The sequence below is a fragment of the Pedococcus sp. P2_E4 genome (assembly GCF_056403935.1).
Map to the genome: position 1 here is coordinate 1 of NZ_JBFUEO010000062.1, position 11,738 is coordinate 11,738.

Annotated in this window: 11 protein-coding genes; 7 read left to right on the top strand and 4 right to left on the bottom strand. The window is 70.2% G+C overall.

Annotation, left to right across the window (positions count from 1 at the left end; genetic code table 11):
• Positions 1–68: 68 nt before the first annotated feature.
• Positions 69–1,940, bottom strand: coding sequence for an acyl-CoA dehydrogenase (locus AC1DV7_RS17400; protein WP_477598591.1), 1,872 nt, complete (start codon positions 1,938–1,940; stop codon positions 69–71).
• Between the two features lie 243 nt (positions 1,941–2,183).
• Between AC1DV7_RS17400 and AC1DV7_RS17405 the strand changes: the two genes are divergently transcribed.
• The 7 genes from AC1DV7_RS17405 to AC1DV7_RS17435 all read left to right on the top strand — a co-directional run bounded on the left by AC1DV7_RS17405 (position 2,184) and on the right by AC1DV7_RS17435 (position 9,395).
• Positions 2,184–4,337 (top strand): M1 family metallopeptidase, encoded by a 2,154-nt coding sequence (locus tag AC1DV7_RS17405; RefSeq protein ID WP_477598592.1) that lies wholly within the window; start codon positions 2,184–2,186, stop codon positions 4,335–4,337.
• A 57-nt stretch (positions 4,338–4,394) separates the two neighbouring features.
• Positions 4,395–4,922: a hypothetical protein gene (locus tag AC1DV7_RS17410; RefSeq protein ID WP_477598593.1), complete on the top strand. Its 528-nt coding sequence runs from the start codon at positions 4,395–4,397 to the stop codon at positions 4,920–4,922.
• Entirely contained in the window at positions 4,922–5,587 is a 666-nt protein-coding gene (locus AC1DV7_RS17415) for a nucleoside/nucleotide kinase family protein (RefSeq protein WP_477598594.1), read from the top strand. The genes AC1DV7_RS17410 and AC1DV7_RS17415 overlap by 1 nt, the downstream gene beginning before the upstream one ends.
• A 98-nt stretch (positions 5,588–5,685) precedes the next feature.
• Positions 5,686–5,877, top strand: a complete 192-nt coding sequence (locus AC1DV7_RS17420; protein WP_477598595.1) for a hypothetical protein — start codon at positions 5,686–5,688, stop codon at positions 5,875–5,877.
• A 65-nt stretch (positions 5,878–5,942) separates the two neighbouring features.
• Positions 5,943–6,392, top strand: a complete 450-nt coding sequence (locus AC1DV7_RS17425) for a hypothetical protein (RefSeq protein ID WP_477598596.1) — start codon at positions 5,943–5,945, stop codon at positions 6,390–6,392.
• A 74-nt stretch (positions 6,393–6,466) separates the two neighbouring features.
• Complete coding sequence (locus AC1DV7_RS17430; protein ID WP_477598597.1) at positions 6,467–8,245, top strand: GAF domain-containing SpoIIE family protein phosphatase; 1,779 nt, start codon at positions 6,467–6,469, stop codon at positions 8,243–8,245.
• Between the two features lie 163 nt (positions 8,246–8,408).
• Positions 8,409–9,395, top strand: coding sequence for a hypothetical protein (locus AC1DV7_RS17435; protein ID WP_477598598.1), 987 nt, complete (start codon positions 8,409–8,411; stop codon positions 9,393–9,395).
• On the opposite strand, the gene AC1DV7_RS17440 is transcribed toward AC1DV7_RS17435, so the two are convergent.
• From AC1DV7_RS17440 to AC1DV7_RS17450, 3 genes are all read right to left on the bottom strand, one after another.
• Positions 9,386–10,363, bottom strand: coding sequence for an LCP family protein (locus AC1DV7_RS17440; protein ID WP_477598599.1), 978 nt, complete (start codon positions 10,361–10,363; stop codon positions 9,386–9,388). The two genes, AC1DV7_RS17435 and AC1DV7_RS17440, sit on opposite strands and share 10 nt — an antisense overlap.
• Positions 10,364–10,426: 63 nt before the next feature.
• A complete protein-coding gene (locus tag AC1DV7_RS17445) occupies positions 10,427–10,930 on the bottom strand; it encodes a hypothetical protein (RefSeq protein WP_477598600.1) in 504 nt (167 codons plus the stop codon).
• Positions 10,930–11,553, bottom strand: a complete 624-nt coding sequence (locus AC1DV7_RS17450; RefSeq protein ID WP_477598601.1) for a CDP-alcohol phosphatidyltransferase family protein — start codon at positions 11,551–11,553, stop codon at positions 10,930–10,932. Before AC1DV7_RS17450 ends, AC1DV7_RS17445 begins: the two co-directional genes overlap by 1 nt.
• Positions 11,554–11,738 lie beyond the last annotated feature (185 nt).

Here is an 11,738-nt window from a genome sequence, read left to right on the forward strand (position 1 = left end):
GACGAGGGCCGGCTTCCGATCGGAAGCCGGCCCTCGTCATACCCCTTGCGGGGCAACGGAAATGCGCGTCAGAACGCGGACTCGGGAACGTCCATCAGCGCGTTGTCGGTGGTCTCGGCGATCTGGCGCTCGGCAGCGATCTTCGGCAGGACGGTGCGCGCGAAGAACGATGCCGCCGCGATCTTGCCCTGGTAGAAGTCGGCGTCCTTGCCGGTCGCGCCGGCAGTGATCGCGGCGTGCGCGACCTCGGCCTGGCGGAGCAGCAGCCAGCCGATGACGAGGTCGCCGGCTGACAGCAGCAGGCGCGAGGTGTTCTGGCCGACCTTGTAGAGGTTGGTGAGGTCGCCGCCGTCCTGGCGCGGGTCGGACTTCATCAGCTCGCCGACCATGAAGCCGAGGATGCCCTGGACGTCCTCGAGGCCCTTGCCGAGCAGGTCGCGCTCGGTGCGCAGGAACGCCGTGCCGTCGTCGGCCTTGGCGAACTCCTGGATCTGCAGGGCGATGTGGGACAGCGCCTGGGCCTTGTCCTTGATGATCTTGCGGAAGAAGAAGTCGAGGCCCTGGATGGCAGTCGTGCCCTCGTAGAGCGTGTCGATCTTCGCGTCCCGGATGTACTGCTCGATGGGGTACTCCTGCAGGAAGCCGGAGCCACCGAGGGTCTGCAGCGACTCGGTGCCGAGCAGCACCCAGGCACGCTCGGAGCCGACGCCCTTGACGATCGGCAGCAGCAGGTCGTTGACGCGGCTGGCGGTCTCGGCGGGGCTGCCCTCGGCGATCTCCTCCGACCCGGTCTCGAGGAACGCCTGGTGGACGATGTCCTGCTGGGTCGCGGTGTACATGACCAGCGCGCGCAGACCCTCGGCGTACGCCTTCTGCGTCATCAGCGAGCGGCGGACGTCGGGGTGGTGCGTGATGGTGACGCGCGGCGCCGCCTTGTCGGTCTGCTGCGTCAGGTCGGCGCCCTGGACGCGCTCCTTGGCGTAGTCGAGCGCGTTGAGGTAGGCGGTCGACAGGGTCGAGATCGCCTTGGTGCCGACCAGCATGCGGGCGTGCTCGATGACGCGGAACATCTGCGCGATGCCGTCGTGGGTGTCGCCGAGCAGGGTGCCGACGGCCGGCTCCTTGTCGCCGAAGGTGATCTCGCAGGTCGTCGAGACCTTCAGGCCCATCTTGTGCTCGAGGTTGGTGACGTAGGCGCCGTTGCGCTCGCCCAGCTCACCCGTCTCGAGGTCGATCTGGAACTTGGGGACGATGAACAGCGACAGGCCCTTGGTGCCGGCGCCGGCGCCCTCGGGGCGGGCCAGGACGAAGTGGATGACGTTGTCGGTCATGTCCGACTCACCGGAGGTGATGAAGCGCTTGACGCCCGTGACGTTCCACGTGCCGTCGGCGTTCTCGCTGGCCTTGGTGCGGCCGGCGCCGACGTCGGAGCCTGCGTCGGGCTCGGTCAGCACCATGGTGCAGTGCCAGCCCTTCTCGACGATCCAGTGGGCGAGCTTCTTCTGGTCGTCGTTGCCGAGGATGTGGAGGAGGTTCGCGAACGAGTACGAGGCCGCGAACATCGCGATCGCCGGGTTGGCGCCGAGCACCATCTCGTTCATGGCCCACTTGAGGCTGGGCGGGGAGACCGTGCCGTCGAGCTCGGCGGGCACGTCGACGCTCCAGAAGCCGGAGTCGACGTACGCCCGGTAGCTCTTCTTGAACGACTCGGGCATCGTCACCGAGTAGGTCTGGGGGTCGTAGACCGGCGGGTTGCGGTCGGCGTCGGAGAAGGATGCGGCGAGTTCGTTCTCGGACAGCCGGGAGACCTCCTTGAGCATCTCCTTGGCGGTGTCGACGTCGACCTCGGCGTACGGGCCGGTGCCCAGCACGTCCTGCCGGCCGAACACCTCGAAGAGGTTGAACTCGAGGTCTCGCAGGTTGCTCTTGTAGTGGCCCATGTCGGGCACCTCCGCTTGATCCGGTCACGACCGACCCGTACTGGCCGGTAACTTCATGTTCCTACTGGTCAGTAGCGATTGCAACCCCAATGTGGGATTCCCCACCAAACGGGCGAGCTGGGGGTGAGGGCGACTCCCCACCCGTCTACGCCGTTTTGGGGAGCAGCCGGACGGATCGGACCCCTAGCGTGATCCAGAAGCTCCATCTGTCCGCACCTGCAGGCAACCGAAGGGATGGCTCCCATGCGCCCCACCTCGATCGCGACCAGCCTCCTCGCCGCCACCGCCCTGGCGCTCGCCCCGATGGGGGCGGCGAACGGTTCGCCGCAGTTCACCCCGGGGTCGCCCTCCGCGGGCGACCCCTACTTCCCGGGTGACGGCAACGGCGGGTATGACGTGCAGTCCTATGACTTGCGCCTCTCGTACGCCCCGGACTCCGACCGCCTCGCCGGCGTCGCGACGATCCGGGCCAAGGCCACCCAGAACCTCTCCCAGCTCAACCTGGACCTGTCGGGGCTGACGGTCCGCGCCATCACCGTCGACACCAGGGCGGCCCGCTGGAGCCGTGCCGGCGACGAGCTGACGGTCGTACCGCGCGCGGGGCTCGTCAAGGGCGTCACCTTCACCGTGAAGGTCACCTACGACGGTGTCCCGCAGACGCTGGACGAGTTCGGGCTGTCCGGGTTCATCCACACCGACGACGGCGCCCTCGTCGCGGGCCAGCCGCACGTGGCCGACACCTGGTTCCCCTCGAACGACCACCCGAGCGACAAGGCCTCGCTGCACGTCGAGATGACCGTGCCCGCCGGGTTGACTGCGGTGTCCAACGGCACCCTGGTCAGTCACCGCACGACCCGCGGCCTGACCACCTGGGTGTGGGACGCCCCCGAGCCGATGGCCACCTACCTCGCCACCGCCACGGTCGGGAGGTTCGACCTGCGCGATTACCGGCACGGTGACCTCAAGCTCTGGGACGCCGTCGACCCGGCGCTCTTCGACCCGCTGGCCGTGCCCCGCACCGGCAGCCGGTTCCTCTACAGCGGTCAGGCCGACTTCTCGTACAAGCGGCTCACCCGCACCATCGCGGTGCCTGCGGGTGGGGCGACCCTGTCGTTCTGGACCACGCGCGACACCGAGCAGCCGTGGGACTTCTTCTTCGTCGAGGCCCACCACCCGGGGGTCGACGACTGGACGACCCTGCCCGATGCGATGGGCCACACCTCCCCCGACACGGGGTTCTCGTGCCCGTCGTGGCACCAGATCCACCCCTTCCTCACGCACTACCAGGAGGAGAACGGCGACGAGCCGTGTCTGCCGCACGGGACGTCGGGTGCGTGGAACGCGGCCACCGGAGCCAGCAGGGGCTACGAGCAGTGGAGCGTCGACCTCGCCCCGTACGCGAACGGGTCGGTCGAGCTGTCGCTCAGCTATGCCAGTGACGAGACGGTCCAGACGGCCGGGGTCGTCATCGACGACCTCGTCGTGTCCACCGGCGAGGGCACGACGTCGTTCGAGGCGGATGCCGCCCCGCTCGACGGCTGGGTCGTGGCCGGACCGCCGGCAGGCAGTCCCGGCAACGACACCGACTGGGCGACCGGCGACGCGACGAACCTGCCGCCACCGGTCGGAGTGGCGGTCGACGAGTCCCTGGCCCGCGAGGGCGAGATCCTCGACTTCCTGTCGGCCAACTTCGGCCGCTACCCGTTCAAGGCCTCCGGCGGGGTCGTGGACGACGTCCCCGAGCTGGGCTTCGCCCTCGAGAACCAGACGCGACCCATCTACTCGCCGGCCTTCTTCTTCGGCGGTGCCAACCCGGGAGTCGTCGTGCACGAGCTGGCGCACCAGTGGTACGGCGACAGCCTGGCCGTGCGCCAGTGGAAGGACATCTGGCTCAACGAGGGCTTCGCGACGTATGCCGAGTGGTTGTGGGCCGAGCACGAGGGCGAGGCCGCGGTCCCGGAGATCTTCGACTTCTGGTACCACGACTTCGCCCCGCCGGACGACCCGTTCTGGGACCTCACGATCGGCGACCCCGGCCCGGTCCAGCTCTTCGACTTCCCGGTCTACGTCCGGGGCGCCATGACCTTGCAGGTGCTGCGGACCACCGTCGGCGACGCGGCCTTCTTCCAGATCCTGCGGACCTGGGCGTCCCAGAACAGGGGAGGCAACGTGCACACGGCGCAGTTCGTCGCCCTGGCCGAGCAGATCTCGGGCCAGCAGCTCGACGCGCTGTTCGACGCGTGGCTGTTCACTCCCGGTCTGCCCGCGCTCTCCGGGGCGTCCGCCAAGGCTGCGGCGTCCGCTGGGTCGGCGCGCGTGGGCTCCCGGCCGCTGGCCTCCCGGCCGCTGGCCGAGGTGCCTGGCGCCACGTTCCTCAAGCAGGGGCACCGCCACTGACGGTTTCCGCCCGGGTGACGCGCGACCCCGACCCGGTCGCACGGCATACTCGGGTGGGTGAGCGAGGAAGCGCAGACGGAGGTTCCGGGCAGCGCGGTGCAGCGCGCCCGGGCCGACCTCGCGGCGGGCCGCGAGTGGAAGGCGCGCGAGGGACTGCTCGCGCACCTCGCGGGCGACTACGACGCCGAGGCGCTCGAGCTGCTCGGCGAGGTCAACTTCGCCATGCGCGACCTGCCGGCGGCCGGAGCCGCGTGGTTCGGCACCGGTCGCCGCGGCCAGGACGTCGACGACGCGGTCGACGCCTGGCGCGAGCGGCACCACGACCAGTTCGCGGACATGTTCCGCAGCCTGCCGCGCGTCGTGCGCGAGCGTGAGGGCAACCCGCGCGTCGACGCGTTGCGCCGTCGCGCCCAGCAGGCCGACTCCGCCGACTCGGCGCCGCAGCACGGGTCCCCCCTGGACACCTCCGACGGTTCGGGTGGTCTGGACCCCGCGCTGGTCATCGCGGTCGGGCTGGGCGTCCTCTTCGTGGTGTGTGCGGTCATCGGGCTCGTCACCGTGCTGCGCTGGCTGGTCCCCGGCTGATGCGGCCACCGCGTGCGGCCCTCGTGGCCGAGGTGGCAGCCTGCATCCCCGACCCGGTCGGCACGGACTGCGTCCGGGTGGGGGTCGACGGGGTCGACGGCTCGGGCAAGAGCTTCTTCGCCGACGAGCTCGCAGGTGAGCTGCGTGCCCGGGGGCGTGGCGTGGTGCGTGCGTCGGCCGACGACTGGCACCAGGTGCGCGAGCGCCGGTATGCGCGTGGGCGGACTTCCCCGGTCGGGTTCTGGCTCGACTCCTACGACTACCCGCGGCTGCGCGGAGAGCTGCTCGAGCCGCTCGGGCCGGGTGGGTCGCGCGAGTTCCGGCGGCGGGGGCACGACCTCGTCAGTGACCAGGTGCTGACCGACCCGCTCGAGGTGGCGGCACCCGGGTCGGTGGTCGTGGTCGACGGGCTGTTCCTGCAGCGCGCCGAGCTCGAGGGGTCGTTCGAGTTCGTGGTCTGGCTGGACGTGCCCTTCGAGGTGACGGCCCGGCGGATGTCCGCGCGCGACGGCACGTCGCCCGACCCCGAGGCCCCGTCCATGGCGCGCTACGTCGAAGCGCAGCGGACGTACTTCCGCGAGCGCTCCCCGTGGACGCGCGCCGACCTGGTCGTCGACAACACGGACGTGGCCACTCCGGTGCTCGTGCACGGCGTCTTCACCTGAGGGGGTGGGCCCGGGGGTCCGCAACGGCCGGGGATCGGTGGTCCGCCACGCCGAGGGGGTCGTGGGCGTTGTCGGTGCGGGCTGTCACCCTCGGTGGCATGGACAACACCTCAGACGTGCTGCTGCTCCACGCGGTCCAGGAGTGGTGTGACGTGTGCATGGCCGAGCGCATCCTCGTGCCCGTCGTCGACGACCTGCCCGGTGGCCTGTGCTGCACCGTGTGCGACACCGCGGCGTTCGGCGAGCTCGACGACCTGCCGTCCGTCGCCGCCCTGCGCCGGTCGGCCTAGGTGCCGTCGCCGGCGAGTTCCCGATTCCTCCGCCGAGGCCCTGAGGTGGCTCCTACCATCGACGCGTGAGGGGACGCTGGGTGGTCGCGGTGGCAGCCGCGACGCTGGTGGTGGGGGTCGTGCTCGGGTTGGGCGCGGGCCTGGTTCTCGGGTTGTGGGCCGGGCGGGAGTCCGTGACGCAGACTCGCGTCGCCGACCTCCGCGGCTCGCGGCCCGAAGGCTCGATGAGCCTGCCGGAGGCGGCTCCGTCGCGGGACGCACCCGCCCCGCTGCTCGAGCTCGAGGTGTTCAAGGACGGTTGTGGGGTGATCCGGTCGGAGCCGTCGGCCGGGGCGGCATACCGGAACCTCGCCTGGGTCTTCCGCGACGGTGACGGCTTCCAGGTCCTGAGCCGGGCCGCCGAGGGTGAGACGCGGTACCGCTACTTCCGGTCTGGGCAGTACTCGGTCGTGCTCGAGGCCGTCGTCGGCGGAGCCTACCGACCGGTGAGCAACGAGGTGACGGTCCGCTGCTGACGGCGCTGTGCCGAAGGCGCACGCGTTCGGCCGATCTGCCCGCCTGAGGGAGCCTCCGCTGCCATCATGTCGCCATGACTGCGCAGTCCAGCGACGAGACGCGCCTGGACGAACGCCTCACCGGGCTCGCCCGGGTCACCGCCGAGCTCATCCAGGCCGACAGCGCCGAGGTCGTGACGAGGATCGTCGTCGAGCACAGCTCGGTGGCCGTGGGGGCGACGATGGCCTCGTTGAGCCTGCGGGTCGACACCGATGTCAAGCTCATGGGCCTGCGGGGCGGGCTCGAGGGTGACACCGAGATGTTCGCGACCTTCCCGGTGTCGATGTCGACACCGTCCGCGGACGTGATCCGCTCCGGGCAACGGCTGATGATCTCGGGACGCGACGAGATCCTCGCGGCCTACCCGGACACCCCGCGGATCGACCGTGGCGAACGCTCCCTGCTGGTCCTGCCGCTCAACACCGCGAGCGGCACCCTGGGTGCGATCGGACTGTCCTTCCCCGGTCGCCGTGAGTTCGCGGCGGCGGAGCTGGACTTCCTCGACATCCTCGCCGACAGCTGCGCCCAGGCGCTCCTGCGCATCCGCGCGGAGGAGGAGGCTGCGGAGCGCCAGGCCAAGCTGACGTTCCTCGCCGAGGCGTCGGCCGAGCTCGCCAGCAGCCTCGACTACGAGGCCACCTTGGCGAGGGTCGCGAGGTTGGCCGTGCCGACGTTCGCCGACTGGTGCGCGATCGACCTCGTCAAGGACAACCGCCTGCGCCGACTGGCCGTGGCGCACGTCGACCCGGCGAAGATCGAGTACGCCCACGAGCTCGCCGAGCGCTACCCCAGCGACCCGGAGTCCCGCAACGGGGCGTGGCACGTGATCAGGACGGGCAAGAGCGAGCTGATCCCTGAGATCACCGACGAGATGCTCGTCATGGCTGCCCGCGACGACGAGCACCTGCGGATCGCTCGGGAGCTCGCCCTCCACAGCGCCGTGACCGTCCCCCTCGTCGCGCGCGGGCGAACGCTGGGCGTGATCACCTGGGTGAGCGCAGAGTCGCGGCGCCGCTACACGCAGGGCGACCTCCAGTTCGGCGAGGACCTGGCCCGGCGGGCAGCCGTCTCGATCGACAACGCCGAGCTGCACAGCGAGACGCTGGCGGTCGCGGTGCGGCTGCAGCACGCCGTCCTCCCTGCCTTCCTGCCCACGGTCGAAGGGTGCGACGTGGCCGCCTGCTACTCCCCGTCGGGCCGCACCGAGGTCGGTGGCGACTTCTATGACGTGATCGCGCTGTCGGGTGGGCGGGTCGCCCTGTTCGTAGGGGACGTGATGGGTCGGGGCGTCGACGCCGCGGCCTCGATGGCGCAGATGCGGGCGTCGGTTCGTGCCTACATCGCGGCGGACCCGCGACCCGACGTGGTGCTCGCCAAGCTCGACGGGATGCTGGCCGAGTACGGCGACGACCAGTTCGTCACGCTGGCCTACCTGCTGGCCGATCCTGCGCGCAACGAGCTGCTGGTGGCCAACGCCGGGCACCCGGCGCCCATGATGCTCCGCGCTGACGGGTCGGTCGTGGAGTTCCCCTGCGCCGACGGCGGACCGCTGTCGGTGGTGGACGGCGGCCGGCGCCAGCGCCACCGGATGTCGTTCCTCCCCGGTGACACGGTCTTGATGTTCACCGATGGCCTGATCGAGAGGCGCACCGAGGACATCGACACGGGACGCGCCAGGCTTGCGGCGGCCCTCGGCAACCTGGCCGGCGAGGACCTCGACGAGGGGTTGCGCGAGACGGTCAAGGCCGCCGGGGACGTGACCCACGACGACGACGTCGCCGCCGTGGCACTGCGCCGCCATCCCGTCTCGTAGCAGCCCCAACCATCGCACCGCTTTCCTCGAGGGGCCGTCGGGCAGCACTCAGGGGTAACCATCTGGGCCAGGCGCCGTCCCGGCGGCCTCCTGGTCCCCCAGCCCTTGCGCCGACGTCACCCTTGTCAGGACGTGTGCCGGCTGGGACCGTGGTGCATCGGGTGTGCTGGATCGGTGGCTGGTTGCGGTGCATGCGTGCTGGCAAACCGACCTCGAAGGTGTCCAGATGTTCGCTCACCGGCTGCGCAGCTTCCTCGCCATTGCGGTTGCCTCTGCGGGCGCGCTCGTGCTTGCCCCGCCAGCGCTGGCCGAAGGGGCCACGATCACGTCGCCTCAACCCGGCAAGTTCTCCACGCAGGAACCGCTCCGCGTGGCGGGCACCTGTCCACAAGGAAGCCGCACTGCCATGGTGGCCGTCGCCAGCGACGATGTGGACGTGACACGGACCGCGACCGACGTCTCTGACGACCTCGGCTTCGCGACGGTGCTCGACATCTCCAAAGCCCTCACCGGCACCGGCAGGGTCTCGGTGGCGTGCTTCGCATACAGCGAGCAGGCGCCCCTTGGAACGGCCGAGGTGGAGGTGTTCCTCTTCGGTCCCGACACGGCCGACTACGAGGTGGAGGTCTCCGTGTCGCCGCACGCCGTCGCCCTGGGCGGCACCCTCACCGTGTCGGCCACCTGTGAGCGAGGCACTCAGATGGCGGTTGTCTACCTGCAAAGCGATTTCGAGGGTTCTTTCCTCCCGGGCGATGGGTTCATCTTCAGGCAAGCGACCCTGACCCCCAGCCCGAACGGGGACGTGGTCGCCAGGTTGCCCATCAGCGCCGATCCCACCCTGGACTTCTCCGACCCTGAGGTGGGACCAGCTCGCGCCCAGGTGTTGTGCGGCGATCCCGAGGCGGAGCAGCCCGTGCGCGAGGGGCTCGGCGAAGCTCGGTTCGTCATCACGGCCCCAGCCTCCCCACGTCCACCGGGGACTCTCCCGGGCCCGGCACAGGAACTGGCCAACACCGGCTCCGACGTCTCCCACGTGACTGGGATGGCGGCACTTCTCTTGGTGGCCGGCCTTGCGATGTCGGTCGCCATCAGGGGGCGGCCAGCCCCTGCGTCACGTCGAGGCGGCTCGGCGCACCGCGTTCAGCGCTGAGCGCAGTGGGGTGTCGTGTAGGGCGCCAATGCGCGAACCGTTGCCTCCGTGGGAAATGCGAACGGCACTTCGGTACCGGTCGCACGCGCTGGGGCTGAATCGACCCGGTCGGCCTTCACCACCGCCCGGAGGTCACGGGCGAGGTCGACCATGCCCCAAAGACCAAGGTCGCCACTGCGCCGCACGTGTGGGCCTGCAGACCACACCGCGCGCTGGAGCGTGAGCGGGTCGTCGGTCGTCGTCGCGATCTGTTCCAGGACCTGCAGTGCATGGGTGGCCCGGCTCGGATCGGCTGTGGTGTCAGCCTTCCACTCTCCCCGTTCCCACACCTCCGCGTGACGGGAGCGCACCCACGCCAGCGCCCCTGCGCCATCCAGGCGATGATCACCGCTGGCTGGTAGCGACAGCCCGGCGCGCTGGTCACGCACAGGGGTCGCCGTGGAAACGCGCACTCCACCGATGGTGTCGACGGCGTCGATCAGGCCACGAAAGTCCACCACCACGACGTGATCGACGCCGATGCCCAGCTCGCGGCACATGCTGTCCGCCATGGCCTGCACTCCATCGTCAAGCCTCAGCCCGAGGCGGTGAGGGCTGCCCGACCCATCAGCCACGTACAGGTCCCGGGGGATCGACAAGAGCCTTGGCGGGCCATCAAGCGGGTGGCGCAGGACGAGGACGAGATCTGCTCTTTCCCCGGTCGTCTGGGCCCGATCGGCATACCGAAGTCGGTCAGGGCGGTCGAGTCGCTGTCGTGAGTCAGAAGCCAACAGCAGGTAGGTGACTCCGGACCCGGAGCCGGGCGCGGCCAGAGGTACCACAGGAATGCGGTCCACGAGCACCAACGCGTCAACCGCGATGGAGCCTGCCACCAGAAGTCCGGCGACGAGCGCGCCCCGCGCTGCCAACCGCCACTTCGCCGTCAAGGCTTTTCCATCGCCATGTGGACCTCCCGACAGTCCAGGCACAAGCAGTCAGTAAGCCCCTCCAGACCAGATACGGGCATCGCAGCCACCACCCGCTCCACGGCCTCAGGACTGCGCCAGCTGCGAGAGCGGATAGGCGACGAGCCCGAAGCGGATCAGCCGGCCGACCAGGCAGGTCGAGCAGAACAGCGAGAGCCGCATCCGCGCAGCGCCGGCGAGGACACTGGTGGCGGCGAGGGGTGGCACTCCGACGACTGCGCTCACGGCCACGAGGGCGGACCCCGCCAGCGGTCGCTCCAGCGTCGCCAGCAACTGCGCGAGGCGCGCGCCGGTGACGCGTGACAGCGCTCGCGCCCTGACTCGGCGGACAGGTCGAGGCTGCCGTCGCCTGGCCCGGGCGGTGCCTTCCCTGGAGCCGACGAAGATCGCCACCTTGGCGATCACCTGGCCCAGGGTGATGCTGATCGCGATGGCCAGCCACAGATGATTCTGCCCGAGGACGGCGACGGTGAGGATGGCCTCCGCGTTGACGAACGGGAGCAGCCCGGAGACGAGCCCGGCGGCAACCAAACCCAGGAGCAAGCTCGCGACGGCGGGGTCGACCTCCATCACGGCGCAGTCGCCACGCCCCGCTGGAGGAGCATGCGCAGTCGCACGCAGGACCGCACCTTGATCCCGAGGATGACGAGGGCCACGACCGACGCGAGGACCACCTGTCCGGCGAGGCACAGCACCACCACCGATGCCGTGTTGAGGGCCTTGGCTGGCCGGGACCAGTTCCACAGCCAGAGGCTCCGGTCCACGAGGTGCATGTCGTTGGGGCCCTTGACTGCGAACGCCAGGAAGCCCAGCGACAGCATCGTGTCGAGGATCGCGAACTCGACCAGGTAGATCGTGATCGGCACAGCCAGCGCGGGGAACAGCAGGACGAAGCAGGCGGCGCACAGCAGGCTGCTCGCGCGGTCGACCACGATGTCGAAGACGGCACCGATCCGCGTCTCCTGGTCGAGCCGGCGCGCAGCCTCGCCGTCGGCGATGTCGAGCACCCAGTACACCGCGTACGCGGCGCCCAGCAGGGGCAGGCTCTGGGTGGCCAGGGCTGCGAGGGCGAGCGCGATCCCCACGACGGCACGCAGGGCCGTGATGCCGTTGGCCCACGTCAGGATCGGCTCGACCGCCAGCGACGAGAGCTCCTCCGTGGTCCCTCTGATGGTGTCCCGTCCCGGTCTCACGAGTTGGCCTCGATCCGGGCGGTCAGTGCCGGGACCGCAGGACGTCGAGCTTCGTGGAAACATCCTGGACCTCCTGGACTGTGGGTGGGCTGCGATGCAGCCATTACCTGAGGGTCCCGCGGATTGCCTGCCGCGTCGTCATCTTTCAGGACCGCAGTTTGGCGACCTGTGCGCCACGGCGTGGC

What these genes read in the sequence shown, in the direction of transcription:
- AC1DV7_RS17400 (WP_477598591.1), bottom strand. Translation starts at nt 1,940, where the DNA reads ATGGGCCACTACAAGAGCAACCTGCGAGACCTCGAGTTCAACCTCTTC.
- AC1DV7_RS17405 (WP_477598592.1), top strand. Translation starts at nt 2,184, where the DNA reads ATGCGCCCCACCTCGATCGCGACCAGCCTCCTCGCCGCCACCGCCCTG.
- AC1DV7_RS17415 (WP_477598594.1), top strand. Translation starts at nt 4,922, where the DNA reads ATGCGGCCACCGCGTGCGGCCCTCGTGGCCGAGGTGGCAGCCTGCATC.
- AC1DV7_RS17420 (WP_477598595.1), top strand. Translation starts at nt 5,686, where the DNA reads ATGGACAACACCTCAGACGTGCTGCTGCTCCACGCGGTCCAGGAGTGG.
- AC1DV7_RS17430 (WP_477598597.1), top strand. Translation starts at nt 6,467, where the DNA reads ATGACTGCGCAGTCCAGCGACGAGACGCGCCTGGACGAACGCCTCACC.
- AC1DV7_RS17445 (WP_477598600.1), bottom strand. Translation starts at nt 10,930, where the DNA reads ATGGAGGTCGACCCCGCCGTCGCGAGCTTGCTCCTGGGTTTGGTTGCC.